General features: G+C 59.8%; 24 protein-coding genes and 1 pseudogene. 12 read left to right on the top strand and 13 right to left on the bottom strand.

The annotated features are described in order from the left end of the window. Window positions 1-164 precede the first annotated feature (164 nt). Both leuC and leuD read left to right on the top strand, forming a co-directional pair. Window positions 165-1,586 (top strand): 3-isopropylmalate dehydratase large subunit, encoded by a 1,422-nt coding sequence (gene leuC, locus AC3IUA_RS19090; RefSeq protein ID WP_489356286.1) that lies wholly within the window; start codon window positions 165-167, stop codon window positions 1,584-1,586. A 1-nt stretch (window position 1,587) separates the two neighbouring features. Then, window positions 1,588-2,196 (top strand): 3-isopropylmalate dehydratase small subunit, encoded by a 609-nt coding sequence (gene leuD / locus AC3IUA_RS19085; RefSeq protein ID WP_489356285.1) that lies wholly within the window; start codon window positions 1,588-1,590, stop codon window positions 2,194-2,196. A 132-nt stretch (window positions 2,197-2,328) separates the two neighbouring features. Here leuD and AC3IUA_RS19080 read toward each other — a convergent pair whose 3' ends face one another. Beyond that, window positions 2,329-3,243, bottom strand: coding sequence for a LysR substrate-binding domain-containing protein (locus tag AC3IUA_RS19080; protein WP_489356283.1), 915 nt, complete (start codon window positions 3,241-3,243; stop codon window positions 2,329-2,331). A gap of 245 nt (window positions 3,244-3,488) precedes the next feature. On the opposite strand from AC3IUA_RS19080, the gene AC3IUA_RS19075 reads away from it, so the two are divergent. Next, window positions 3,489-4,829 (top strand): 2-hydroxycarboxylate transporter family protein, encoded by a 1,341-nt coding sequence (locus AC3IUA_RS19075; RefSeq protein WP_489356281.1) that lies wholly within the window; start codon window positions 3,489-3,491, stop codon window positions 4,827-4,829. Window positions 4,830-5,089: 260 nt separating this feature from the next. Here AC3IUA_RS19075 and AC3IUA_RS19070 read toward each other — a convergent pair whose 3' ends face one another. Continuing rightward, complete coding sequence (locus tag AC3IUA_RS19070; RefSeq protein ID WP_489356280.1) at window positions 5,090-5,530, bottom strand: hypothetical protein; 441 nt, start codon at window positions 5,528-5,530, stop codon at window positions 5,090-5,092. Between the two features lie 155 nt (window positions 5,531-5,685). Then, a pseudogene (locus AC3IUA_RS19065) lies at window positions 5,686-5,895 on the bottom strand (SDR family NAD(P)-dependent oxidoreductase); the annotation flags it as partial. An 8-nt stretch (window positions 5,896-5,903) separates the two neighbouring features. Between AC3IUA_RS19065 and AC3IUA_RS19060 the strand changes: the two are divergent. After that, complete coding sequence (locus tag AC3IUA_RS19060; protein WP_489362402.1) at window positions 5,904-6,308, top strand: LysR substrate-binding domain-containing protein; 405 nt, start codon at window positions 5,904-5,906, stop codon at window positions 6,306-6,308. A 304-nt stretch (window positions 6,309-6,612) separates the two neighbouring features. Continuing rightward, window positions 6,613-7,140, top strand: a complete 528-nt coding sequence (locus AC3IUA_RS19055; protein WP_489356278.1) for an HvfA family oxazolone/thioamide-modified RiPP metallophore — start codon at window positions 6,613-6,615, stop codon at window positions 7,138-7,140. Between the two features lie 67 nt (window positions 7,141-7,207). Here the strand turns inward: AC3IUA_RS19055 and AC3IUA_RS19050 are convergent, their stop codons facing one another. The 3 genes from AC3IUA_RS19050 to AC3IUA_RS19040 form a co-directional block, all read right to left on the bottom strand. Then, window positions 7,208-7,720 carry a DUF6644 family protein gene (locus tag AC3IUA_RS19050; RefSeq protein ID WP_489356277.1) on the bottom strand — a complete coding sequence of 171 codons (513 nt, stop codon included), beginning with the start codon at window positions 7,718-7,720 and terminating at the stop codon, window positions 7,208-7,210. Next, window positions 7,720-8,070, bottom strand: coding sequence for a DUF6152 family protein (locus AC3IUA_RS19045; protein ID WP_489356275.1), 351 nt, complete (start codon window positions 8,068-8,070; stop codon window positions 7,720-7,722). Before AC3IUA_RS19045 ends, AC3IUA_RS19050 begins: the two co-directional genes overlap by 1 nt. A 159-nt stretch (window positions 8,071-8,229) precedes the next feature. Beyond that, window positions 8,230-9,165, bottom strand: coding sequence for a LysR substrate-binding domain-containing protein (locus AC3IUA_RS19040; RefSeq protein ID WP_489356273.1), 936 nt, complete (start codon window positions 9,163-9,165; stop codon window positions 8,230-8,232). Between the two features lie 173 nt (window positions 9,166-9,338). Between AC3IUA_RS19040 and gtdA the strand changes: the two genes are divergently transcribed. The 7 genes from gtdA to AC3IUA_RS19005 all read left to right on the top strand — a co-directional run bounded on the left by gtdA (window position 9,339) and on the right by AC3IUA_RS19005 (window position 17,204). Continuing rightward, complete coding sequence (gene gtdA / locus AC3IUA_RS19035; RefSeq protein WP_489356271.1) at window positions 9,339-10,388, top strand: gentisate 1,2-dioxygenase; 1,050 nt, start codon at window positions 9,339-9,341, stop codon at window positions 10,386-10,388. A gap of 30 nt (window positions 10,389-10,418) precedes the next feature. Further along, window positions 10,419-11,117, top strand: a complete 699-nt coding sequence (locus AC3IUA_RS19030; RefSeq protein ID WP_489356269.1) for a fumarylacetoacetate hydrolase family protein — start codon at window positions 10,419-10,421, stop codon at window positions 11,115-11,117. Between the two features lie 85 nt (window positions 11,118-11,202). Next, entirely contained in the window at window positions 11,203-12,582 is a 1,380-nt protein-coding gene (locus AC3IUA_RS19025; protein WP_489356267.1) for an MFS transporter, read from the top strand. Window positions 12,583-12,609: 27 nt separating this feature from the next. Beyond that, window positions 12,610-13,251 (top strand): maleylacetoacetate isomerase, encoded by a 642-nt coding sequence (gene maiA, locus AC3IUA_RS19020; protein WP_489356265.1) that lies wholly within the window; start codon window positions 12,610-12,612, stop codon window positions 13,249-13,251. 23 nt (window positions 13,252-13,274) lie between these two features. Then, complete coding sequence (locus tag AC3IUA_RS19015; protein WP_489356263.1) at window positions 13,275-14,501, top strand: 3-hydroxybenzoate 6-monooxygenase; 1,227 nt, start codon at window positions 13,275-13,277, stop codon at window positions 14,499-14,501. A 333-nt stretch (window positions 14,502-14,834) separates the two neighbouring features. Further along, the gene (nspC, locus tag AC3IUA_RS19010; RefSeq protein ID WP_489356262.1) at window positions 14,835-15,932 is read left to right on the top strand and encodes a carboxynorspermidine decarboxylase; all 1,098 of its coding nucleotides are present in this window, start codon (window positions 14,835-14,837) and stop codon (window positions 15,930-15,932) included. A gap of 27 nt (window positions 15,933-15,959) precedes the next feature. Further along, window positions 15,960-17,204: a saccharopine dehydrogenase family protein gene (locus AC3IUA_RS19005; RefSeq protein ID WP_489356260.1), complete on the top strand. Its 1,245-nt coding sequence runs from the start codon at window positions 15,960-15,962 to the stop codon at window positions 17,202-17,204. Window positions 17,205-17,356: 152 nt separating this feature from the next. On the opposite strand, the gene AC3IUA_RS19000 is transcribed toward AC3IUA_RS19005, so the two are convergent. The 7 genes from AC3IUA_RS19000 to mhpB all read right to left on the bottom strand — a co-directional run bounded on the left by AC3IUA_RS19000 (window position 17,357) and on the right by mhpB (window position 24,641). Continuing rightward, window positions 17,357-18,628: an OprD family porin gene (locus AC3IUA_RS19000; RefSeq protein WP_489356258.1), complete on the bottom strand. Its 1,272-nt coding sequence runs from the start codon at window positions 18,626-18,628 to the stop codon at window positions 17,357-17,359. A 71-nt stretch (window positions 18,629-18,699) separates the two neighbouring features. Beyond that, the gene (gene mhpT, locus AC3IUA_RS18995) at window positions 18,700-19,905 is read right to left on the bottom strand and encodes a 3-(3-hydroxy-phenyl)propionate transporter MhpT (protein ID WP_489356256.1); all 1,206 of its coding nucleotides are present in this window, start codon (window positions 19,903-19,905) and stop codon (window positions 18,700-18,702) included. Between the two features lie 85 nt (window positions 19,906-19,990). Continuing rightward, window positions 19,991-21,001, bottom strand: a complete 1,011-nt coding sequence (gene dmpG, locus AC3IUA_RS18990; RefSeq protein WP_489356254.1) for a 4-hydroxy-2-oxovalerate aldolase — start codon at window positions 20,999-21,001, stop codon at window positions 19,991-19,993. Window positions 21,002-21,011: 10 nt separating this feature from the next. Next, entirely contained in the window at window positions 21,012-21,947 is a 936-nt protein-coding gene (locus AC3IUA_RS18985; protein ID WP_489356252.1) for an acetaldehyde dehydrogenase (acetylating), read from the bottom strand. A 32-nt stretch (window positions 21,948-21,979) separates the two neighbouring features. Further along, entirely contained in the window at window positions 21,980-22,786 is an 807-nt protein-coding gene (gene mhpD, locus AC3IUA_RS18980; RefSeq protein ID WP_489356250.1) for a 2-keto-4-pentenoate hydratase, read from the bottom strand. Between the two features lie 14 nt (window positions 22,787-22,800). After that, window positions 22,801-23,670: an alpha/beta fold hydrolase gene (locus AC3IUA_RS18975; protein ID WP_489356249.1), complete on the bottom strand. Its 870-nt coding sequence runs from the start codon at window positions 23,668-23,670 to the stop codon at window positions 22,801-22,803. A 17-nt stretch (window positions 23,671-23,687) separates the two neighbouring features. Further along, a complete protein-coding gene (gene mhpB / locus AC3IUA_RS18970) occupies window positions 23,688-24,641 on the bottom strand; it encodes a 3-carboxyethylcatechol 2,3-dioxygenase (protein WP_489356247.1) in 954 nt (317 codons plus the stop codon). Window position 24,642 lies beyond the last annotated feature (1 nt).

Raw genomic sequence — 24,642 nt, 5'->3', positions numbered from 1 at the left:
ATTGCTCCCGCGCCGCGCTGATAAAACACGATGTGTGAATCATAAAAACACTTTATCGATCTTGATGAGCTATATGAAGTGAATATGCTGGACACGAACACGCCGCAAAGGCTGTCCCGTGATGTCTTCGGACTCTCGCAAAACAATTCAACAGCGAGCCTGCCATGAGCCAACCCAGAACCCTTTACCAGAAGCACATCGACTCCCATACCGTCTGCACGCTGGACGACCATGGGCACGTGCTTCTGTACATTGACCGACAAGTCGCCAACGAGTACACCAGCCCCCAGGCGTTCAGTGGCTTGCGCGAAGCACAGCGCACAGTGTGGCGACCCGGTTCGACCCTGGCAGTCGTTGATCACGTGAACCCTACAACGCCCGTCCGCATCGCCGCCATGCCCGATCCAGGGGGTGCCCGGCAGGTTTCTTACTTCGAAGAGAACTGCCGGGATTTTGGTATCGAGCTGTTTGATGTGCTGGACAAGCGCCAAGGCATCGAACACGTGGTCGCTCCCGAGCAGGGTTATATCCTCCCTGGCATGGTGATCGCTGCCGGCGACAGCCACACCACGACTTATGGTGCACTGGGGGCCTTCGGTTTCGGGATCGGCACTTCCGAAATCGAGCATCTGCTGGCGACCCAAACCCTCGTCTACAAGCGCTTGAAGAGCATGCGGGTGACGGTTCACGGTCAGTTGGGTGCCGATGTGACGTCCAAGGACATCATCATGGCGGTGATCGGTCGCATCGGCGCCTCAGGCGCTACCGGTTATGCCATCGAATTTGCCGGCTCGACCATCGACGCGTTGAGCGTCGAGGCACGCATGACCATCTGCAACATGGCCGTTGAAGCCGGGGCACGCGGAGCATTCATCGCGCCGGATGACAAGGTCTATGCCTATCTGGCGGATAAACCCCGCGCCCCGAAAGGTGCGCTCCGGGAGCAGGCCATGGAACGCTGGCGGGAACTGTACAGCGATCCGGGCGCGACCTTCGACGCGGAAGTCGAACTGGATGCCACCACCCTGCAGCCGATGGTGACCTGGGGCACCAGCCCCGACCAGACGCTGCCTATCGGCGAGCGCGTACCTGATCCCCTTGATGAAAGTGACCTGATACGTCGCCAGGATCTGCAACGTGCCCTGCGCTACATGGGGCTGGAAGCTGGCACCCCGTTGACCGATGTACCGATCAGCCATGCCTTCATCGGATCCTGCACCAACGCCCGAATTGAAGATCTGCGCGATGCCGCGCGCGTGGTTCAAGGGCGCAAGGTGGCGGCCTATGTCCGGGCCATGATTGTTCCTGGCTCCACTCTGGTTCGTGAGCAGGCACAAGCAGAAGGCCTGGCGGATATTTTCATCGAGGCAGGTTTCGAATGGCGCCAGTCCGGGTGCTCGATGTGCCTGGCGATGAATGATGACGTACTCGCACCAGGAGATCGCTGCGCCTCAAGCACCAATCGAAACTTCGAAGGTCGCCAGGGCGCGGGGGCTCGTACTCATTTGATGAGCCCCGCCATGGTTGCGGCTGCCGCAATCAGTGGCCGCTTGGCCGATGTTCGTTGCTTATCCCGGGAGGCTTGAGATGAACCCTTTCACTATTGTCAGCGGTATCGCCGCGCCCATGCTGGCCGCCAATGTCGACACCGACGTGATCATACCCAAGCAATTTCTCAAGGGTATCGATCGAGCCGGTCTGGATCGGGGATTGTTCTTCGACTTGCGATTCCTTCCCGATGGCAATCCAGACCCGGACTTCATCCTCAACCAGACGCCGTGGTCAGGTGCCGAATTTCTCGTGGTCGGGCCAAATTTCGGTTGCGGATCAAGTCGGGAACACGCGGTCTGGGGACTCAAGCAGTTGGGCATACGCGCATTGATCGGCACCAGCTTCGCGGGGATCTTCTTCGACAATTGCCAGCGCAATGGCGTGTTGTTGATTCAACTCAAGGAGGCCGATATCCAGGAACTCGCAGAACGGATCAGCCAGCCTGAGCGAAATCACATCAGTGTCGACCTCGCCGCACAGCACATTCTGCTGGACGATGGTGGATGCATTGCGTTCGACATTGACCCGCTGCGCAAGGAAGCCCTGCTACTGGGGCTGGATGCCATCGGCAGTACCTTGCAACGCACGGCGGCGATCCGCGCCTTCGAAGCTGCGCACCTGCAGGCAAACCCCTGGCTGGCCTGATCCGAGCACTTCTGTCCAAAGGCGGTTGCCCGGTTCAAGCCGCACTATCTACACATCTTTTAAGGGCTGACCGAATACTGTGGCGAGGGAGCTTGCTCCCTCGCCACAAGTTCGGGTGTACTGCAACGATGCTCAAGGGGACACGTGCTTGAAGCGCGCTTCGAGGAATTCGACGCACACGCGCAACTTCGCGGAGTCGGCCAACCGCGTTGGGTAAACCGCCCAGACGTTGGCGCTCTGCGAATACTCGTGCAGCACCTGGACCAACTTCCCTTCGTCCAGCAGTGGTTTGACGTCCCACATAGAGCGCAACAAAATCCCCCTGCCTTTCAGCGCCCACTGCAGGACAATTTCGCCGTTGTTCGACGACAGTGGGCCGCTCACCCGGACCACCTCTTCGCGATTGCCCTTGCGCAAATGCCACACGCCAAACGGGTTGTTACGCTCCTTGAGCACCAGGCAGTCGTGATTGCCGAGATCCTGCAAGGTTTCAGGCGTGCCACGTCGAGCAAGGTACTCAGGGGTGGCGCAAAGCACTCGATGGTTGGCTGCCAGTTGGCGGCCGATGTGATGGCCTGAAATATCGTCTCCCACGCGAATTTCAAGATCGAAGCCTTCGGCAATGATGTCCACCACCCGGTCAAAGACATCAAGACGGATTTCCAGGTCTGGATAGGCCATTGCCAGCTCCGCGACCGCTGGCGCCACATGGTTTCGCCCGAAACCGAAGCTGCTGCAAATGTGCAACAGTCCACGCGGGGCCAAACGGGCCTCCGAGAGTTCGCCGATAAACTCATCCAGATCGTCGAGGATCCGCATGGCCCACCGCTGGGTTCGCTCCCCGGCTTCGGTCAGCGCGATGCGCCGGGTCGTGCGATGCAACAGCCGTGTGCCTAAGGTCGTCTCGAGAATCTGAATGCGTTTGCTGACATACGCCGGCGATAGCCCCAGCTCGTCCGCCGCACTGGCAAAACTGGATTTTCGAATCACTGCGAGGAACACACGCAGATCTTCAGGAAGCGGCGATTGGACACGATGTGTGTTCATAGCACTCATGGTTGGCATGTTTATTTAACTAAAAGTCGAGCATAGCATCCCTCCAACGCTCTGATGAACCTTGAGCGCACCGTTAATCCTCAGACAAAAACAACTAGAGGAAATCGCAATGAGCCTGTTATCCCGATTTTTTGCCACCCACTCGATTGGCCATCGACGATCACCTTCCTTCGCCCAAAACCGGGCTTGCTGCTGAGCCAGCCAACACCTCCTGTTTTTCGCGTATCAGGTGACTCATGAACGACTCCTTCGACACCGCTGTACCGCGTGACAATGCCAGCAACCTTGGCCGAATCATGCGCAGTATCCGTACCTATGAAATCGGCGTGATTCCTTTGCCGTACTTCGTGGGCATTGCCGTTATCGTATTTCTGTCCGCCCACTTCGGCTTTTTGCCGAAGAACATGATCGGCGGCCTGGCCGTGATCATGACCATGGGGGTGTTTTTCGGGCAGCTCGGCCAGCGTTTGCCGATTCTCAAGGAGATTGGTGGGGGAGCGATCCTCTGCCTGATGCTGCCTTCGGTGTTGGTGTTCTACGGCTTCTTCGGCAGTACCACGATTGACGCGACCAAGATGTTGATGAAAGAGGCCAACTTCCTTTATTTCGTCATCGCCAGCCTGGTCGTGGGCAGCATTCTGGGTATGAGTCGGTTCATTCTGGTGCAAGGGATGATCCGGATGTTTGTGCCTCTCGTCATCGGCACGCTCGCAGCCGTGGCGGCAGGTATAGCGGTCGGCTCGCTCTTCGGCTACAGCGTTCACCACACCTTTTTCTTCATCATCGTCCCCATCATCGGTGGTGGCATTGGCGAAGGAATCTTGCCTTTGTCACTCGCCTATTCGAGCATTCTCGGCGGCACGCCAGACCAATACGTTGCCCAATTGGTACCCGCGGCAGTGGTAGGCAATATCGTCGCAATCATCTGTGCCGGGGTACTGGCTCGAATCGCGGTCAAGCGTGCGGATTTGAACGGCGACGGGATGTTGATTCGGGCGAAGGCCGAAAACGATTTGTTCAAGGCTCAGGAAGAAGTCTCCAAAGGCATCGACTATCGCTACATGGGGGCTGGCGTATTGCTGATCTGCGCCTTCTTCATACTCGGCGGTCTGCTTGAAAAAGTGGTGGGCATCCCGGGGCCGGTGATGATGATTCTGGTTGCCGTGCTGTTCAAGTACCTGCAGGTCTTGCCGGCCAACCTGGAAGAAGGCAGCAAGTCCTTCTACAGGCTGGTGTCGACGGCCTTTATCTGGCCGGTGATGATCGGTCTGGGAATGCTGTACGTCCCTCTCGACAGCGTGGTCAAGGTGTTTTCGGTCGGTTATGTCGTGGTGTGCGCCTCAGTCGTGCTGGCGATGACATTGGCAGGGTTCTTCATTGGTAACCTGTTGAAAATGTACCCGATCGAATCGGCCATCGTGACCTGCTGCCACAGCGGCTTGGGCGGTACCGGCGATGTGGCAATCCTTTCAGCATCCAACCGCATGTCACTGATGCCCTTCGCGCAGATCTCCACGCGTATCGGGGGCGCTTCCACGGTCATCCTGGCCACCTTGTTGCTCAGAATGTTTGCCTGATCACAGGTGAGGACAGCATCCCGCTCACGACTCGGTTGCTTGAGTCGGCTCCAGGAGCGGGATCAGTCTGATGCTGGGGTCGCGGACTCACGTTGATAGCCAAAGCAGTGCCTTGATCAGTCGCGACAAAATGGCCTAGGATCATCGAAGGCTGGAATGGAAAATCTCGACTAAAGGACGCGACATTCATGGAAATCCCCCTTTCTCAAATCAGCGAGCGTTTGAACAATCGCCGATTTACGGTAGCGGACAACTGAACGCTAACCACAAGCAACGCTGACTGCCTTCGCCGCGCGTTGGAGTTCCTGCTTAACATCGACAGGTATTCGCTGTTTCATTAGCCGCTGTTCGAGGAATATCTGATCGCCTCGAGTGTCAACCTCAGCGTCGATCGCACCCGCCTGTGCCTCTATGGAGGCAGCGTGAGCCTCTATTACAGCCTTGACCTCAGCTTCATTGGTAGCGGCGTCGAGCGCATTGATCAGCGCAGCCACTTTGGCTTCCTCGTCCTTGGCGTACGCCTCTAAAGACAACCCGGCAGCCAACGCCCGCGCGCGGATTTCCACGCCTTTCAGGGACTGCTGAGCTTCTCTGCACAGAGCGTCCCGTTTCTGGTTCTCGGCGGCTCCCCACTGGATTAATACATAGGTCATCGCGCCGACAATCGCCACGGTGATGCCACCCATCAGGATGCGCTTCATGGCTGCACCCTCGACCGTCTGGGGAGTGAGTTTTCGGTGGGCATCGCTTCGACTCTATTTGAAGAAATTAAAGCGTAGCACCCGGAATCGTTTGGCTCGGTTCAACATCAGGACATCGCGACGATCAGCGTGGTTTTCTCTGGAGAAAGGCCCGATCAGAAGCTCTCATCGAATATCGCCGGCAAGGTGAGTTCCTTGACGAAGCTTGCCGAAGACAGACTCAAGGCCATGCGCACGACGTGTACGACGTCATGCACGGGGATCAGATGACCTTCGCCTCTCTGCTCGGCAAGCGCTCGCGACGTGTCCAGAGCATCCTCGGTATTCAGATAACCGAGGTTCAGGCAAGTCACCCCCAAACGCTGCCGACTACCTGAGTAAACACCCCCCGATTCTGCACAAGTCCGATTTACTGGAACACGACTGCATCATTGCCTGGCGCAAAGGACTGCGCATCGCGTGGCTGTTAAGGAACGCCAAAGGCGCAGTGGAGGAGCAGCAAGTGCGAGTGCGCCATGAGTCTGGCGACGGTGAGATGATGCTACGTGCGACCCTGGATGGCTGCGGTCTTTGTCAGTTGCCCACCTGGCTGGTTTCGGATCACTTGCGCAGTGGTGCATTGGTCACCGTTCTGGACAGCGATGCTGGCGCAACGATGCCTATCCACGTCATCTGGCCACGCACGCTTTACATTCAGCCAAAGGTAAGAGTCGTCGCCGATGCGTTACTTGACATGGCCCAAGAGCAAGCGGACGTATTCGGCGTACGCCGAGGTTAGCCATAGCTCGGCTTGTCGCAAGGCGAAACCATCATCAATCCGTAGCAGCGGCCCCCCAACGACTCAGGCCGAGGGACAAGGAGTGTCCCTTGCGCCGGCCCATTTGTATGCCTGTGTATCCGAACCCGGCGCTCAGGGAACTGGCTTACAAATGTTCCTCGTTTCGGATACATCCAGGATACATGGCGGCGGCTAAATAGCCTGGCCCGAGCGAGATTCGCGTACGCACCTCGCTCCAGGGCTTATTTGCCCTTGTGGCATAACCTATGCGGCCTGGCCGCGCACAGTATCCGGAGAAAACACCATGTCCCGTATTCAGTTCCCGAACAAGACCCGCATTGGCCTGATTGCTGTTGCCCTCGCCGGCGGCATGAACCTCGCCTCGTCCACCTTTGCCATGGAGGCGCTGCCCCAGGGCTACCAACTCGCCTCCGCAGAAAAGGCTGGGGAAGGCAAGTGTGGCGAAGGCAAGTGCGGTGCCAGCGAAACTGGCAGTAAGGCGACTCAGGCCGAAGGCAAGTGTGGCGAAGGCAAGTGCGGTGCCAGCGAAACTGGCAATAAGGCGACTCAGGCCGAAGGCAAGTGTGGCGAAGGCAAGTGCGGAGACGCCTCCTTCGCCCGTACCGACGCCGACGACGACGGCCGCGTTTCGCTCAAGGAACTCCTGACCGTGGCCCCGAAGGGCGGTGAGGAATTCAAAGCCATGGACACCAACAAGGACGGCTACCTGTCCGAGTCCGAGGTCTACACGTTCCGGAGCAACCAGTACACCTCCAACGGCAAGAAAGTGCCCACTGAGCTGTTCACTCGTATGAGCCAGGCAAAGGGCTGATATGCCTGCCTCGTTCCACCCTCCCTGTGCCCCGGGGAGGGTGTACGAACGTTGGAGAACCCCCCTGTCAGGTGTAGGCCAGCAGTCGGCCGCAAAGCACCACGGTGATCCATAACATAATCGAAAGCATTGCCTGGATTTTTGCTATTCCAGGCGCCGCGACGTCGGTGTTCCACTGGGCTACCGAGCGGAAGACACCCATGTGGAAAAGGGCCGCATTGAGACCCGCAGTACCGATCAAACAAAGCTTCAGAATAAAAATGCTGTTGGATGCGAAGTCATGTGGGTGCGCTGAAAACATCATCAGCCCGGCCGGGACGATCAATAGCAGGCCAGCGACTCCCCACTTCAAGAGATGGTGAGCCAGTGCCTTCACCGGAATATCCCTCGACAGCCCGAGAACCCGCAGATCGAACATGACGACAGAACCGACGAGCACCACGAATCCAATGATGTGAACCACCTCGACTATCGGATACAGCCACAGCTCGCTGCGCATGGCCGAACCGAGCTGCGAGGCATCCACATAGTCCAGCCAGCCTTCCGGACCCGATCCACCGCTGGTACTGGATGCCTGCATCAGCGTAACTCGGTGGTTTTGTTGTCGACCGTGATGCGCTCTGCCCGCATCTCATCGGGTTTGTTGCGATTCTGATAGCCGACCACCGTGGCCCGATTACCGACGCTCAGCATTTCCCTGGAAAGACCCCGGTTCTGCATGCGCGATGGCGGCGCCAGTACGACGTTCCAGGTCTTGTCGTCGGTCTTGAGGCGCACGAACCCATGCGGATGGGAATAGCCGGATTCCTCGATCGTCCCCTCCAGCTGCAAGGTTATGCTCGAGTCGTATTCACTCCAGCCGTGATGAGCGAACACCGCCGATGCCAACAGTAACGATGAGAATCCAAGGGACCTGAGCAAGCGTTTCATGACGCGATCTCCTGTTACGGATCGTTGATGAACGTCAGCCCGTTCTGATCAGGAATAGGTCAATCCGCAGAAGCTATAAAAATAGTACAAATCCGTGCTGTTGGCAGGTTAGCCGACGTTCAGTACCGCCGTGCTGTTGCGCAGCAGTTCCAGTGTCGCTCAGCGAGCATCCGGAAACTCGATCTGATTGGCTGACGCGTAGCGCAGGCTATCGAGCAGGTCGGCGATCCCCTGGTCGTTCTCTGTACCTTTGCGCCAGCACATTCCCAGAGTGCCGAGGGCGTCGAGTTCAAACTCCAGCGGGACGATCAGGCCGCGCTGGGTGAAGTGGTCGGCCACGCGGTCGGAGGCGATCGAGAGCATGTCGCTCAATTGCAGCAGCCACAGGTTTGCGATCAGCGAAGAAGACTCCACCCGATAGGGCAAAGGTCGTTGACCGGCGTTCGCCAGGGCGATGTCCAGCTTGCTGCGAATCGGCGTACCCACCGGCCACATAATCCAGTCAAAGGTATGCAACGCCTCCCAGTCCAGTGACGGTTGTTGGGTCAACGGGTGTCCCGGCCTGCTGATCACCCGCATGGTCTCTTCGTACAGCAGTTCACTGCATAGACTGTGACGTGGGGCGAAGTTATCGAAGCGGCCAACCACCAGGTCCAGCTGCCCTTGCTCCAGCCGCTCGAGCAGCACATTCATGGTGTTTTCCTGAAGTTCCACCTGTGCATTGGGATGTAAACGCAGAAACTGGATGATCGCTGCCGGCACCAGATTCGGCGCAGAGGCGGGTGATGTGCCGATGGCCACGCGATACGAACTGCCTTCCTGCATGGCCGCCAGATTCTGCTGGGCCCGGTCCATTTCACTCAAGACCCGGCGTGCATGAGCCAGCAACATTTGCCCTTGGGATGTCGGTTTGAGGCCGCGGGCATGGCGTTCGAATAATGGCGCACCAACACTGTCCTCCAGTTCCTTCAGCCATTTCGAAAGGGCCGGCTGAGTCGTGAACGTCACCCGTGCAGCCTCACTGATACTTCCGGTCTCAGCCAGGCTGATCAGCAATTGCAGGTGACTGAGGCGTAGTCGGCGGGTCCAGTCCATCGTATTGGTATACCTTTAAAAGCATGGGCGCATCTTAAAATAGCATTATTCGGGTATAGGGTGCTGCGGGATAATTCATCGGGCTACGGTTTCCACCACGCATGGAAACCGCTCTTCGAAGCGTTTACCCGGCTAAAGGGTTTGACCTTCGGCTAACTCGCCAGGGTGTCCTGATGAATAACAAAATCAACGATGTGCGTGCTGATTTTTACCAACGCATCGACCAGCATCATCTCTTCCCGCTGTGGGAGCAACTGCACAATCTGGTTCCCAAAGAGCCCGCCGATGCCTGTGTCGGTGCGTTATGGCGTTATCGAGAATTGCGCCCTTATCTGACTGAAGCGGGTCGTTTGATCACGGCAGAAGAAGCGGTTCGTCGCGTTCTGGTCCTGGAGAATCCGGCCATCCGTGGCTCGGCGTCGATTACCTCGAGCCTGTACGCCGGACTGCAAATGATCCTGCCGGGTGAGATCGCCCCAAGCCATCGTCACAGTCAATCGGCGCTGCGCTTTGTCGTCGAAGGTCGTGGGGCGTTTACCGCGGTCGATGGCGAGCGCACGACCATGGAACCCGGAGACTTCATCATCACCCCCTCCTGGACCTGGCATGACCATGGCAACCCGACTGAAGCCGAAGGCGGCGAGCCGGTGATCTGGCTCGACGGTCTGGATATTCCCATGGTGCGTTTTTTCGGTGCTGGATTCGCCGAAAACTACGAGGAGCCGGTTCAGCCACTGACTCGTCCCGAAGGCAACAGCTATGCGCGCTATGGCATGAATTTACTGCCGATGCGTCATGAATCCAGCTCGCGAACCTCGCCTGTTTTCAACTACCCCTATGCCCGTACACGCGAGGCGCTCGACACCCTGCTGCGCCAGGATCAGGTCGATCCGTGGGATGGAGTGAAGCTGCGCTACGTGAATCCGCTTACCGGCGGCTGGCCGATGCCGACCATCGCGACCTTCATGCAAATTCTGCCACGAGGTTTCCGTGGTCAGACTTACCGCAACACCGATGCCACGGTTTTTTCGGTTGTAGAAGGCCGGGGCAGCGTCAACATCGCCGGCCAGCGCCATGAGTTCGAAGCCCGCGACATCTTCGTCGTACCGAGCTGGGCGGCGGTGAGTTTTCAGACCGATGAAGACTGCGTGCTGTTCAGCTTCTCTGACCGGCCGGTCCAGGAAGCGCTGGGCATTCTTCGCGAATCCCGTGAAACCCGTTAACCCCTCATTCGTTTCTATCAGGAGTCGAGCATGACTTACGTTGTCGAGCCACAAGCGGTGACTGCACTGTCAATCAACGGCAGCACTGACACTTTTCCGGTGCGCCGGGTGTATTGCGTCGGCCGTAACTACGCCGCTCATGCGCGGGAAATGGGCTTTGATCCCGACCGCGAGCCGCCGTTCTTTTTCTGTAAACCGGCCGACTCCGTGGTGCCGGTGCAGACCGGGCAAACCCTGGAGCTGGAATACCCGAGCGAAACCAGCAATTACCACTATGAGATCGAACTGGTGGTGGCCATCGGCAAGGCAGGCAGCAATATTGCCAAAGAGCAGGCCAACGAGCACGTATGGGGCTATGCGGTCGGCCTGGACATGACCCGCCGCGACCTGCAAATGAAGATGCGTGAAATGGGTCGTCCCTGGGAAATCGGCAAAGCCTTCGACCAGTCGGCGCCTATCGGTCCGCTGACCCCAGCGTCGAAATTGGGTCATCCGCAACACGCAGGCATCTGGTTACAGGTTGATGGCCAGGACAAGCAGCGTAGCGATATCGACAAGTTGATCTGGTCGGTACCGGAAACCATCAGCTATCTGTCGCGCTTTTTCGACCTGCAACCCGGTGACCTGATCATGACCGGCACGCCTGAAGGTGTGGGTGCCGTGGTGGCTGGTGAGCTGATCAGCGGCGGAGTTGATCAGTTGGGTGAGCTGAACGTTCGTATCGTTTGAATGCGGCCGGCGCCTCCTGCCGGCTTTTCCTTTGCGTGTGCATTCGCGCGACCACAGCAGTTGCCGTGGCGCGCTGGAGTCGATCATGTCTTCCACGGACAAAAACAACAGTGTGGATGTGCAGGATTTCATTGATAGCCAGCCGGTGGCGGCTTACCAGTGGCTGATTTTGTTTTTGTGTTTTTTCGTCACCGCGTTGGACGGGCTTGATACCGCCGCCGTCGGGTTTATTGCTCCGGCATTGCGTGAAGAGTGGGGGCTATCGCCGGCGCAGCTCAATCCGGTGCTGGGCGCAGCGTTACTCGGCTTGATGCTTGGCGCCTTCACGGCGGGACCCTTGGCCGATCGTTTCGGACGAAAGACGGTATTGCTGTGGTCGGTGCTGTTCTTCGGCGTCTGGAGCCTGGCCTCGGCTTTCGCCGGTGACCTGGAAAGCCTCACCTTGTTGCGCTTTCTGACGGGCCTGGGACTGGGTGGGGCAATGCCCAATGCGATCACCTTGACGTCCGAATACTGCCCGCAGCGCCGCCGCTCCCTGATGGTCACCAGCATGTTCTGTGGCTTCACCCTGGGCTCGGCGTTGGGGGGCGTGGTGGCCGCACATATGGTGCCGCTCTACGGGTGGCGCAGCGTACTGATACTCGGTGGTCTGCTCCCGCTGATATTTCTGCCGTTTCTACTGTGGCTGTTACCGGAGTCGGCGCGCTTTCTGGTCTTGCGCCGGGCTGACAGCCAGCGCATTGGCCGGATCCTTCGACGTATTGCACCACTGCCGCTCAACTGGAACGGCCGTTTCGAGCTTGGGGAGCCGGGCGGTGCCGACTGCAAGCCGGTATCGCCGGTGCGTTTGATTCTGCGCGGAGAGCTCAGTCTTGGGACGTTGCTGTTGTGGGCATCGTTTTTCATGAGCCTGCTGATCATCTACCTGATGACCAATTGGTTGCCGATGCTGATCAAGGATACCGGCCTGACGCTCAGCCAGGCGGCGTTGGTCGGCGCCATGTTCCAGATTGGCGGCACCCTGGGCGCGGTAGTGCTCGGTGGGGCGATGGACCGATTCGATGCCTGGCGAGTGCTGGCCGGAGCATACGTCTGCGGCGCCGGCTTTCTCTGGGCCATCGGGCAGTTCTATCAGCAACTCTATCCGCTGATGTTTTGTGTGGCGGCGATGGGCTTCTGCATCAGCGGTTCGCAAGTGGGTGCCAACGCCCTGGCGTCGAACTTCTACCCCACCGTGAGTCGCGCAACGGGCGTGGCGTGGGCCCACGGAGTTGGGCGTATTGGCTCGATCGTCGGCACCCTGGGGGGTGGCGTGATGCTGAGTTTTGGCCTGGGTTTCAACGACATTTTCACGCTTCTGATGCTGCCCGCCCTGTTGGCCGCTGGAGCCGTTTTCTACATGGGCTTGCGTTACCGGCAAGCGCCTTGCGCTCAGCCTCTGGAGCAGTCCTCGGCGCCACTTTGATGGCGTCCACTTAATCAGGAATTCAGCATGCAACTCTACAGCTTCTTCTTCAGTTCAACGTCGTACCGGGTGCGCATCGCTCTGGCCTTGAAAGGCATTGAGTATGAGTACCACGCCGTTAACCTGCGCGCCGGTGAACAGCGATCAACGCCGTATCTCGAACTCAATCCTTCGGCCAGCGTACCGCTACTGATCACCGATAAAGGCGTCGAAATCAGCCAGTCGCTGGCGATTATCGATTACCTGGACAGCGTTCATCCTCAATCGCGGCTGATTCCGCTCGAGCCACTGGCGCGTGCGCGGGTGCTGGAAGTGGCCAATCTGATCGGCTGCGATATTCACCCGCTCAACAACCTGCGGGTGTTGGGTTACTTGCAGAAGAACCTGCATGTGACCGACGAGCAAAAAACCACCTGGTACAAACACTGGGTCGAGCAAGGGATGGCTGCACTGGAGTCCTTGTTGAACCGCCACGGACAGGGCTCCTACTGTTTCGGCGATAGCCCGACCCTGGCCGACTGCTGCCTGGTGCCCCAGGTGGCGAATGCGCTGCGGATGGGGTGTGACCTGGAACGCTTCGAACTGACCATGGCGATCTATCGCCATTGCCTGCGCAACCCGGCGTTCCGGCAGGCTGAACCGAGCAACCAACCTGATTACATCGGCTGATCCGGCCGGTTAGCGGAGATAACATGATGAACAACTCACAACAACAAAAAGTGATAGTCGTCGGCGGCGGTATCGGTGGTCTTGCAGCGGCCCTCGCCTTGACTCGCCAGGGCATCGAAGTGCTGTTGCTGGAGCAGGCTGAAAAGATCGCCGAGATCGGCGCCGGCATCCAGTTGGGCCCCAATGCTTATGCCGCGCTTGATGCGCTGGGGGTGGGCGATTCCGCGCGCAGTCGTTCGGTGTTTACCGACCACATCATCATGATGGATGCCGTCGATGCCAGCGAAGTGGTGCGCATCGATGTCGGCGAAGCCTTTCAACAACGCTTTGGTAATCCCTATGGCGTCATTCATCGTGCCGACATTCACCGCTCCATTCTGGAGGTGGTCGAGAAAAATCCTCTGATCAGTTTCCAGACCTCGACTCGCATTGTCAGCATGGATGTCAGCGGCAGTCGGGTCACGTTGATCGACAGCAATGGCAATCGCCATGAAGCCGATGCGGTTATCGGTTGTGACGGAGTCAAGTCAGTGGTTCGCGATCACCTGTTGGGCGACGCGCCGCGGGTGACCGGACATGTGGTTTATCGGGCCGTAGTCGACGCCGAGAACATGCCTGAAGAATTGCGTGTCAACGCGCCGATGCTCTGGGCCGGTCCGCGTTGTCACTTGGTGCACTACCCGTTGCGGGCGGGTGAACAATACAACCTGGTAGTGACCTTTCACAGTCGCGAGGAGGAGGAGTGGGGTGTCAGGGATGGCAGCAAAGAAGAAGTGCTCTCCTATTTCCAGGGCATCCACTCAACCCCGCGTAAATTGCTGGATACCCCGACTTCGTGGCGTCGTTGGGCGACAGCGGACCGTGAACCGGTTGATAGCTGGGGCCAGGGTTGCGCGACCCTGCTGGGCGATGCGGCCCATCCAATGACCCAATACATGGCCCAGGGTGCCTGCATGGCGCTCGAAGACGCGGTAACGCTGGGCGAGGCCGTCAAGGCGTGCGGTAGAGATTTGCAAGCCGCTTTCCGTCTCTATGAGTCAGTCCGCATTCCGCGAACTGCCAGGGTGGTCTGGTCTACCCGTGAAATGGGCCGCATCTACCATGCCCAAGGCGTCGAAAGAACCGTGCGCAACTCGCTCTGGACCGACCGCACGCAACCGGAGTTTTATGATGCGCTGAGCTGGCTTTATAGCTGGAACGTAGCGGGGTGCCTGAACACCCGTGTTGCCGATCTGCACCCGCTGGCATGAATTAGCCCGCTTGAGGTTCGGAACTGTCCCCCGTAGCAGCAGGCTTCGCCGGCTGCTACGGTTCGTGTACCGCCTTATTGGGCTCCGGCCTCTTTTTTCGGGTTATTCACGCAATCCCGGGAAACACAGAAACAAGAACGCCGATTTGATTGATGATGTTCGTGCGAGTAAATACATCTGACAAACCGGCGTTCTTATGCGCGATATTAGTACTTTCCTCCCCGGTCCGGATCAGGATGACTCAGCGAACCGGGCGTTCGGCTCTTTCGATATGTCGTCAGTGAAGGCACAATGCGCATCCTTTTTTTGGCTGGCCTTGCCGGAGGCCTCGAAATGATCAAAACGCCGTACTACCTCATCGACAAACAAAAGCTGCTGGCGAACATGCAGAAGATCGCCTATGTGCGCGAACAGTCCGGGGCCAAGGCCCTGCTGGCACTCAAGTGCTTCGCCACCTGGTCGGTGTTCGACCTGATGCAGCAATACATGGACGGCACCACGTCGTCGTCGCTCTACGAGCTCAAGCTTGGCCGACAGAAGTTTGCCGGCGAGACCCACGCCTACAGCGTGGCCTGGGCCGATGACGAGATCGAGGAGATGCTCGAGAACAGCGACAAGATCATCTTCAACTCCATCGGCCAGTTGCAGCGCTACGCCGAGGCTTCAGCAGGCAAGGTGCGCGGCCTGCGGGTCAATCCGCAGGTGAGCAGCTCGGATTACCTGCTGGCCGACCCGGCGCGGCCATTCAGCCGTCTGGGCGAGTGGGACCCGGTGAAGATCGAGCAAGTCATCGAGCAGATATCCGGTTTCATGTTCCATAACAACTGCGAGAACGCTGATTTCGACCTGTTCGACCAGATGCTGTGCACCATCGAAGAGCGCTTCGGTCATCTGTTGCACAAGGTTGAGTGGGTCAGCCTCGGAGGCGGCATCCATTTCACCGGTGAAGACTACGAACTCGACGCTTTCTGCGCGCGCCTCAAGGCCTTCTCGCAAAAATACGCTGTGCAGGTCTACCTGGAGCCGGGCGAAGCCGCCATCACTCAGAGCGCGTCGCTGGAAGTCACCGTGCTCGACACCCTCTACAACGGCAAGCACCTGGCGGTAGTGGACAGCTCTATCGAAGCACACATGCTCGATCTGCTGATCTATCGTCTGAATGCCAAGCTGGCGCCCAGCGAGGGCGAGCACACCTACATGGTGTGCGGTAAATCCTGCCTGGCCGGAGACATTTTCGGTGAGTATCAATTTGATCGTCCGCTGGCGATCGGCGATCGGCTGTCGTTCGTCGATGCCGCGGGTTACACCATGGTCAAGAAGAACTGGTTCAACGGCCTGAAAATGCCGTCCATCGTAGTGAAACAACTTGACGGAAGTGTCGAGGTGGTTCGCGAGTTTGGTTTCAACGACTACATGTCCAGCCTTTCGTAAGCTGGCACAGAAGGAGAGTTAGATAAATTGAAGAAGAATGTACTTATCATTGGTGCAGGAGGTGTCGCCAAGGTGGTGGCCCACAAGTGCGCGCAGCACAACGATGAACTCGGTCGTATTGCTATCGCGTCGCGCAACATCTCCAAATGCCAGGCCATCATCGACAGCGTCAAGGCCAAGGGCAGCCTCAAGCAGCCCGCCGACATCAAGGCCTTCTCGCTGAATGCTCTGGACGTCGAGGCGACCAAGGCGCTGATCCGCGAAACCGGATCGCAGATCGTCATCAACGTCGGTTCCGCTTTCCTCAACATGTCGGTGCTGCGCGCCTGCATCGATACCGGCGTGGCCTATCTGGACACCGCCATTCACGAAGAGCCGGGCAAAATCTGCGAGACGCCGCCCTGGTATGGCAACTACGAGTGGAAGCACCTCGAGGAATGCAAAGAGAAGAACATCACCGCCATTCTCGGTGTGGGCTTCGACCCGGGCGTGGTCAACGCCTATGCAGCACTGGCGCAACAACAGTACTTCGACCGTATTGATTCGATCGACATTCTCGACGTCAATGCCGGTTCCCATGGCAAGTATTTCGCCACCAATTTCGACCCGGAAATCAATTTCCGCGAGTTCACCGGACAAGTGTGGAGCTGGCAGAACAGTCAGTGGACCAGTAACACGATGTTCGAAGTCAAACGCACCGACGACCTGCCGGTCGTCGGGGCGCAGAACCTGTACCTGACCGGCCATGATGAAGTGCACTCGCTGTCGAAGAACCTCGACGTGCCCAACGTGCGTTTCTGGATGAGCTTCGGCGAGCACTACATCAATGTGTTCACCGTACTCAAGAACCTCGGCCTGCTCTCCGAGCAACCGGTCAAGACCGCCGAAGGCCTGGAGGTCGTGCCGCTGAAAGTGGTCAAGGCCGTGCTCCCTGATCCGGGCTCGCTGGCGCCTGGCTACACCGGCAAGACCTGCATTGGCGACCTGGTCAAGGGCACCAAGGATGGTCAGCCGCGTGAGGTGTTCATCTACAACGTGGCCGATCATGAGGAAGCCTACGCAGAAACCGACAGCCAGGGCATTTCCTATACCGCTGGCGTGCCGCCCGTGGCCGCAGCCTTGCTGGTCGCCCGTGGCGAGTGGGATGTGCAGCGCATGGCCAACGTCGAGGAACTGCCTGCCGAGCCGTTCCTCAAGGCGCTGGATGTGATGGGCCTGCCGACCCGCATCAAGGACGAGAGTGGGGATCGTCCCTGGAGCTGCGACGCCTGAGGTTCCCAAAATACAGGTGAGTCTCGTTTCCCGCTCCAGGCATTAAAAAATGGATCTCTGAAAAGAGGTCCATTTTTTTTTTGGCCTTGGCTATTCGGGTTCGGCGATCTGCCCGGTCATATCAGCTTCTGGCGGGGCTCGACGCGAAGTTTTCACCACAACTTCCACGTGTAATCAACATTCACCCGCAGCTCATTGTCATCCCGATGGCTGGCCCGGGCGCTGAAGTCGTTGCGGTACCAGGCGTTACGCGCCCGCAAGGCCAGGCCTTTCAGGGGGCCGCCCTGCAGCACGTAGGACACCTCGATGTCCTTTTCGCTCTCGGTCAGGTTGGAGCCTCCCAGCGTGGCCAGCTCGATATTGTCACCCCTTACGTAGCGCAGCATGCCATTGAGTCCCGGCGCGCCCAAGGCTGCGAAATTGTAGTCATAGCGCACCTGCCAACTGCGCTCCCTGGGGTTCAGAAACTCGGAACTCAGGGTGCCTTCGGTGATCACCAATGGTTCGGTGCCGAACAGGTACGGCATGGCTGTCTTGCCGCTCAGCTGCATGTAGCCGGCACCGAACTTGTGGGGCCCCAAGGCATACGTCAGCATCAGCGCCGCGTTGCGGTTGTCCACCGGACCGGCCTTGGCCGCGCCGTCCTCGCCTGTGATGAACAGGCGGAAATCGCTTTTCAGGCTTCCGGGGCCCAGGGGGCGATTGTCGACAAAACCAAAGTAATCCTTGCGGTACAGGTCAGCGAGTTCTGCGTGGTAGTACTTGAGGGTCAGTTGCGGTGACCAGGCGTAGTCACCGCCGATGAAGAGGAAGCGATCCGACTCGGCGGCACCATTGAAGCGCCCGTTGGGCGAGCCCACCGACATTTTCTGGTAGTTGGTAGAGTCGCGCAGGTTGATGCGATCCAGCCAGCCGACGTGCAGGGTCAGGCGATCGAGTTCCTGGGACTTGAGGTACGCGCCGCGGAAGGTCTGTGGCAGCAGGCGGGTAGGGCTGGCGAAGGCGATCGGCAGGAGCGTGCTGATGGTGCCCAGTTGCAGCTCGCTTTTCGACGCCCTGACTTTGGCCGTCAAGCCCAGCTCCGAATACTCATCGGCTGGCTCCCGGGTGGTGGGGTTGTACGGCAACAGGCCGGTACCCGTGTGAGCCGGGGAGGAATCCAGGCGCACACCCAGCAGGCCTTGGGCGTCCAGGCCGAACCCCACCGGCCCTCCGGTATAGCCTGAGCGCAGGTTGAGGATGAAACCCTGGGCCCACTCGCGGGCGGCGGCCTGGGGCGTGGCGTTCACGTAGTTACGATCGAAGTAAAAGTTGCGCAGCGTCAGATCGGCGTGGCTGTCATCGACAAAACCGCTGGCGCAAGCCTGGCCAAGGGATAAAACGCAGGTGCAGGCGCTGAGCGCCCGAAGAGAAATCTTGAGCATGCCAGTGTTCACTTTTATTGTTATTGGGGTGAACCCGCACCGTTCCGGCGCGGGGTATCAGGAGTGGGTTGTCAGTCAGACTGAGAACCGTTGCGCCGAACCGACAGGTAAAACATGGCCACCGCGGCGATGACGATCCCTGGCGCCGAAGCCAGCATCACCCCGGCCGTGCCGGTGCCCAGGGCGAGCATCTTGCCGGCCACCAGCGGGCCGCTCATTGCGCCGAGTCTGCCGATGGCCACCGCGCTGCCCACGCCTGTGGCGCGCACCGACGGGCGATAGAAATGCGGCGCCAGGGCATACAGCACACACTGCCCACCGGTGGCGAAAAAGCCGGCGACGAAGCCGGCCACCAACATGCTCTCCAGTTGGCTGGCCAGCCCCAGGGCAGTCAGCGAGGCGAGGATGCCCAGATAGATCAATGCCGACAGTGCCCAGGCGGGCAGGCGGTCCATCACCCAGCCCAGCATCAAGGTACCGACCGCGGCGCCAATCTGCAGGGCGAGCATTACCCAGCTGGCCTGGCGGCCACTGAAACCCTGGCCGATCAGCAAACTGGGCAGCCAGTTGATCAGGATGTAGACCACCATGAGGGTAAAGAAATAGCTGACCCAGATCAGTGCGGTCGGCAGGGCCGCGCCCTCGCGGAACAGGCCCTGGACCACGCCGGTGGGCGCCACGCCCTGGGCGCTGCGAAACTGCAGCGACTCCGGCAGGTAGAACCCCAGCAAAGGCACGATCAACAGCGGCACCACGCCGCCGACGTAGAACACCACCTGCCAGCCGCCGGCCAACTCGGCGATGCCGATGCCTGCTGCCAGTGCAGCGCCCAGCGGCACGCCGCAATACATCAGACTCACTGCCGTACCACGCAGGCGCGGGCCGGCCACTTCACTGGTCAGGGCAATCAGGTTGGGCAGGGCGGCCCCTAACCCTACACCGGTCAGGCAGCGGGCGACGAGCAGGCTGTTGAAGTCCCAGGCCAGGGCGGTGACAAGGGAGAACAGCCCGAACAGCGCCACCGACGCCATCAGCACGCGCTTGCGACCTATGCGGTCGGCTAGCCAGCCGCCCACGAACGCACCAGGCAGCAGGCCGAAAATCCCGGCGCTGAACACCCAGCTCATGTGTAATTTATCCAGTTCGAACGCCGCCGCCATGCCTTGGGCGGCGATCCCGGAGGCTTGCAGGTCAAGGCCTTCCATCAGGGCCACAAGGAAACACAGACCGATGGTCCGCGTCAGGTGCAGCGGTGTTGTCAGGGTGAGCGTAGTCATGGGTAGTACCCGTTTTATTGTTGTAATGGACAAAACAGGGCCGACCGACCGCTGCGTGGGCGGCCAGCCGGAGTGGTGCACGGTGTCAGTGCTTGAGCAGATCCAGTGCGACGTCGACGATCATGTCTTCCTGACCGCCGACCATGCGCCGCTTGCCCAGTTCGACGAGGATGTCGAGGGTCTTGAGGCCGTACTTGGCGGCAGCAATTTCCGCGTGGCGCAGGAAGCTCGAATAGACCCCGGCATAGCCCAGCGCCAAGGTCTCGCGGTCGACTCGAACCGGACGGTCCTGAAGGGGGCGGACGATGTCGTCGGCGGCGTCCATCAGGGTGTAGAGGTCAGTACCGTGGTTCCAGCCCAGGCGTTCGGCAGCCGCGATGAATACTTCGAGCGGCGCGTTACCGGCCCCCGCGCCCATGCCCGCCAGGCTGGCGTCGATGCGGTCGCAACCTTCCTCGACGGCGGTGATGGAGTTGGCCACGCCCAGGCTCAGGTTGTGGTGCGCGTGCATGCCGGTCTCGGTTTCCGGCTTGAGTACGGCTTTGAATGCGCGGAAACGCTCGCGCACGTCCTGCATGTTCATCGCCCCGCCAGAGTCGGCCATGTACACGCACGTCGCGCCGTAGCTTTCCATCAATTTGGCCTGAGCGGCCAGCTGCTCGGCCGGGATCATATGGCTCATCATCAAAAAGCCAACGGTGTCCATGCCCAGCTCGCGGGCGTACTCGATGTGCTGTTTCGAGACATCCGCTTCAGTGCAATGGGTGGCGATGCGCACTACCCGGGCGCCGGCGTTGTAGGCCGCTTTCAGGTCGTGGACCGTGCCGATGCCAGGCAATAACAGGGTGGTGATCCTGGCGTGGCTGATGACATCCGCTGCCGCTTCAATCCATTCCAGATCGGTGTGCGCGGCAAAGCCATAGTTGAAGCTGGAACCTTGCAGGCCGTCACCGTGGGCCACTTCGATCGAGTCGACCTTGGCCTTGTCCAGCGCACGGGCAATGTCCTGCACGTTTTGCAGCGAATACTGATGACGCACCGCATGGCTGCCGTCGCGCAGGGTCACGTCGGAGATGTAGATTTTCTTACCGTTCATGTTGCTCTCCTCAGGCCTGTTGCATCGACTGCGCCATACGCTCGGCGGTGGCCAAGGCTGCGGAGGTCATGATGTCGAGGTTGCCGGCGTAGGCTGGCAGGTAATGGGCGGCGCCTTCGACTTCGAGGAACACCGAGGTCTTCAGGCCGGAGAACTTTCCGAGGCCGGGAATGTTGAGCGGCGCGTCTTCAGGGATGACGTCGAACTGGACCTTCTGCTTCAGACGGTAGCCCGGCACATAGGCCTGCACGGCGGCAGCCATCTCGACGATGGACGCCTCGACCAGCGCCTGGTCAGCCGCTTCGGACAGCACAAACACCGTGTCGCGCATCATCAGTGGCGGCTCGGCCGGATTCATCACGATGATTGCCTTGCCCTTGGCCGCGCCGCCGATCACTTCGATGGCTTTGGAGGTAGTCTCGGTAAACTCGTCGATGTTGGCGCGGGTACCGGGACCGGCGGACTTGCTGGCGATCGAGGCGACGATCTCGGCGTAATGCACCTTGGCCACCCGCGACACGGCCGCGACCATCGGAATCGTTGCCTGGCCGCCGCAGGTGACCATGTTGACGTTGAGCTGGTCGAGGTTCTGTTCCAGGTTGACCACCGGCACGCAGTACGGGCCGATGGCCGCAGGTGTCAGGTCGATCAGGCGGATACCGGGTTTGATCGAACGCAGGAAGGCGTCGTTCTTCACATGGGCGCCGGCCGAGGTGGCATCGAAGACAAAATCGATGTCCTTGAATACGTCCATGCGAGTCAGGCCTTCAACGCCTTCATGGGTCACGGCGACACCCATGCGCTGGGCGCGGGCAAGGCCGTCGGAGGCCGGGTCGATACCGACCATGACCGCCATTTCCAGGTGTTTGGCGTTACGCAGGATCTTGATCATCAGGTCGGTGCCGATGTTGCCGGAACCGACGATGGCGACTTTGAGTTTGTTCATTATTATTGCCTCATTTGCACGCAAGTCGCCGATCACTCGGCGCTACTCTCTACCTTGAAGTCCACACCGACACGACCGATACCTTCGATCTCGGCCTCGAAACGATCACCGGCGGCTACCGCCACCATCGGCCCGAGTGCCCCGGTCAGAATGATGTCGCCCGCTCGTAGCGGGTCGCCCAGGCGGGCCATGGTCCGCGCCAGCCAGACGGCGGCATTGAGTGGGTGCCCCAGGCATTCGGCGCCACTGCCGCTGGAGACCTCTTCGCCATTGCGGGTCATGCGCATGCTGGCCTGGCGCAGGTCGAGCCCATCGATACGTCGAGCCGGGCCACCCAATACAAAGCAGCCACTGGAGGCGTTGTCCGCCACGGTATCGACAAAGCGGATGTTCCAGTTCTGCACCCGGCTGCCAACGATTTCCAGTGCCGGGACGACCCAACCGGTGGCCGCCATCACCTCGGCAAAAGTGCTGTCGGCGCGGGGCAGGTCGCGTTCGAGGATCAAGGCGATTTCGGCTTCGATCTTCGGTTGCAGCACGCGAGCTACGGGCACGCTTTCGTTGTCGCCGTAGCACATGTCGGCGAACAGCGTGCCAAAGTCCGGCTGATCCACACCCAGCTGGGCCTGGACCTTGGGGTTGGTCAGGCCGATCTTGCGCCCGACCACGCGCCGGCCGTTGGCCACGCCGTGGTCGACGTTGATCCGCTGGATGGCGTAAGCGGCCTCGGCGTTGTCTTCGCCAATCTGCTCGCGCAGAGGCGCGATGGCCTCGCTGTGGGCTTCGGCATGGCGCAGGTCAGCGGCTAGCTGTTCCAGAGTGTCTTGAGTAAGGGTCATGTCGGCCTCTGTGATCAGTGGGTCAGGAAGTCCAGAACCATGCGGTTGAAAGTCTCGGCATGTTCCCACTGAGCCCAGTGGCCGCAGCGATTGAACACGTGCAGTTGTGCATGGGGCAGGCCGGCCAGCAGGCGCAGGCCGGTGTCCATGGGCACGAAGCGATCTTCGCGGCCCCAGACGATCAGGGTCTGGGCGGTGATTTCGTGCAGGCGGTGGCTGAAATCCGGGAATTGCTTTGGATTGAGGGCACTGCTCTTGACGAAGTTTTCCAGGTGATCGCGGCGCGCAAGAATGTTGTCCAGGCGGGTCTGGAACAATTCGTCGGTCATGCTGCTGGCGTCGAAGACGAAGACGTTCATCATCTTCTTCAGATTTTCAATGGTCGGTTCGCGGTATAGCGCGCCGATCAGCTTGATGCCTTCGGTGGGTTGCGGCACGAAGGCGCTTGGGCCGCCGGTGCCGCCGCCCATCAGCACCAGTTTGCCGACCCGCTCGGGGTTTTCCAGGGCGAAGGCGACGGTGCTGTGGCCGCCCATGGAGTTGCCGAGGATGTGTACGCGGTCCAGATCCAGGACATCGAGCAGCCCCTTGAGCGCTCGTGCGTTGAGGTCCGAGCGCGAGCCGTCGCAAACGATCGGGTCGCTTTTGCTCCAGCCTGGGCAGTCCATCAAAATCACTCGGTAACCGGCGGCCACCAAGGGTTCGATGTTGCGGTTGAAATTGGCCCAGCCGCTGGCGCCGGGGCCGGAGCCGTGGAGCATGACCACGGTTTCTTCACCTTGGCCGACGTCGTTGTAATGCAGTTGCAGGTCAAGGTCACCTTCCTTGATGTGGGCAAAACGGCTAGTGGAGGCTTCGGTGAATGCGGGGGCAGTGGCAATCATGGCAGTGTTCCTTGGATTCAATGGTTGTTGTTCAGCGGCTGGGCGCCAAGGGCGGCGAAGCCTGCGATCCATTCGGGAATCGGACGGTAGTAGCGCCCTTCGGTCTGATAAGGGCCGAAGGCGCCAAGGGCGGCGAAGGCAGCGACCCAGGTTTTCACTTCGTGAGTGGATTTGCCGGCCAGTGCCGACAGCTCGTCATTGCCCAGGGCATCGAGGTCACTCAGCCGGCCCTGTTCGAGGGTGTCGAGAAACTGCTGATCCCACGCGGGATTAAGCGGGTGCAGACTGCGTTGGTCCTCAACGAAATCCCGGGCGGCCTGGATGACCCGTTGCTGGCGCGCCTGGCGCTCATCGGCGGGTAGCTGGCGACCGCTGCCCATCAGACGATCGGCCATACGCGCATCGACCTTGGCCAGTTCCGGCACCGGAGGTTGATGGGACAGCCCCCCGGACGCCAGGAACAGCACGCGTTTGTTCAGCGACTGCGCCCACTGGCCAATCGCTTCACCGAGCAAACGGGTACGCTTGAAGCCAGGCAGGGGCACGGCGACCGAGTTGATGAACACCGGAATCACCGGGCAGCCTTGTAAACCGCCCAGCAACAGCTCCAGCGGTTGGGCGAACCCATGGTCGACCTGCATGCGATAGGAAACGGCGGCGTCGACACCGGCATCCAGGACCGCCTGGGCGCAGGATTCGGCCAGCGCCTTGGGTACGTCCAGGGGGCCGGCGGCCGTGTCGAAATCGCCGATGGCGTGGGCCGCCATGCCGATGCAGAAGGCCGGCATCACGTCGTAGAAAAAGCCGTTGTAGTGGTCGGGGCCGAAGAGCACGATCAGCTCCGGGTCGAAGCGGGCGATGCGCTCACGGGCATCTGCGATCATCCCATCGACCTCGGCCAGCACCTCAGGCGTCGGATCGACGTAGCCCACCAACGGCGTGTGGGATAAACAGTGCAGATAGGCGCTCATG

The organism is Pseudomonas sp. KH_050 (assembly GCF_057838875.1).
The sequence above is the reverse complement of the archived record's forward strand: the minus strand, read 5'-3'. Positions and strand labels throughout refer to the sequence as shown.

What these genes read in the sequence shown, in the direction of transcription:
- nspC (WP_489356262.1), top strand. Translation starts at nt 14,835, where the DNA reads ATGATCAAAACGCCGTACTACCTCATCGACAAACAAAAGCTGCTGGCG.
- AC3IUA_RS19015 (WP_489356263.1), top strand. Translation starts at nt 13,275, where the DNA reads ATGATGAACAACTCACAACAACAAAAAGTGATAGTCGTCGGCGGCGGT.
- leuD (WP_489356285.1), top strand. Translation starts at nt 1,588, where the DNA reads ATGAACCCTTTCACTATTGTCAGCGGTATCGCCGCGCCCATGCTGGCC.
- AC3IUA_RS19050 (WP_489356277.1), bottom strand. Translation starts at nt 7,720, where the DNA reads ATGCAGGCATCCAGTACCAGCGGTGGATCGGGTCCGGAAGGCTGGCTG.
- AC3IUA_RS19000 (WP_489356258.1), bottom strand. Translation starts at nt 18,628, where the DNA reads ATGCTCAAGATTTCTCTTCGGGCGCTCAGCGCCTGCACCTGCGTTTTA.
- dmpG (WP_489356254.1), bottom strand. Translation starts at nt 21,001, where the DNA reads ATGAACGGTAAGAAAATCTACATCTCCGACGTGACCCTGCGCGACGGC.
- mhpB (WP_489356247.1), bottom strand. Translation starts at nt 24,641, where the DNA reads ATGAGCGCCTATCTGCACTGTTTATCCCACACGCCGTTGGTGGGCTAC.
- AC3IUA_RS19055 (WP_489356278.1), top strand. Translation starts at nt 6,613, where the DNA reads ATGTCCCGTATTCAGTTCCCGAACAAGACCCGCATTGGCCTGATTGCT.
- AC3IUA_RS18985 (WP_489356252.1), bottom strand. Translation starts at nt 21,947, where the DNA reads ATGAACAAACTCAAAGTCGCCATCGTCGGTTCCGGCAACATCGGCACC.
- AC3IUA_RS19030 (WP_489356269.1), top strand. Translation starts at nt 10,419, where the DNA reads ATGACTTACGTTGTCGAGCCACAAGCGGTGACTGCACTGTCAATCAAC.
- gtdA (WP_489356271.1), top strand. Translation starts at nt 9,339, where the DNA reads ATGAATAACAAAATCAACGATGTGCGTGCTGATTTTTACCAACGCATC.
- AC3IUA_RS19045 (WP_489356275.1), bottom strand. Translation starts at nt 8,070, where the DNA reads ATGAAACGCTTGCTCAGGTCCCTTGGATTCTCATCGTTACTGTTGGCA.
- leuC (WP_489356286.1), top strand. Translation starts at nt 165, where the DNA reads ATGAGCCAACCCAGAACCCTTTACCAGAAGCACATCGACTCCCATACC.
- AC3IUA_RS19075 (WP_489356281.1), top strand. Translation starts at nt 3,489, where the DNA reads ATGAACGACTCCTTCGACACCGCTGTACCGCGTGACAATGCCAGCAAC.
- AC3IUA_RS19025 (WP_489356267.1), top strand. Translation starts at nt 11,203, where the DNA reads ATGTCTTCCACGGACAAAAACAACAGTGTGGATGTGCAGGATTTCATT.
- AC3IUA_RS19040 (WP_489356273.1), bottom strand. Translation starts at nt 9,165, where the DNA reads ATGGACTGGACCCGCCGACTACGCCTCAGTCACCTGCAATTGCTGATC.
- AC3IUA_RS19070 (WP_489356280.1), bottom strand. Translation starts at nt 5,530, where the DNA reads ATGAAGCGCATCCTGATGGGTGGCATCACCGTGGCGATTGTCGGCGCG.
- AC3IUA_RS18975 (WP_489356249.1), bottom strand. Translation starts at nt 23,670, where the DNA reads ATGATTGCCACTGCCCCCGCATTCACCGAAGCCTCCACTAGCCGTTTT.
- mhpD (WP_489356250.1), bottom strand. Translation starts at nt 22,786, where the DNA reads ATGACCCTTACTCAAGACACTCTGGAACAGCTAGCCGCTGACCTGCGC.
- mhpT (WP_489356256.1), bottom strand. Translation starts at nt 19,905, where the DNA reads ATGACTACGCTCACCCTGACAACACCGCTGCACCTGACGCGGACCATC.
- maiA (WP_489356265.1), top strand. Translation starts at nt 12,610, where the DNA reads ATGCAACTCTACAGCTTCTTCTTCAGTTCAACGTCGTACCGGGTGCGC.
- AC3IUA_RS19080 (WP_489356283.1), bottom strand. Translation starts at nt 3,243, where the DNA reads ATGAACACACATCGTGTCCAATCGCCGCTTCCTGAAGATCTGCGTGTG.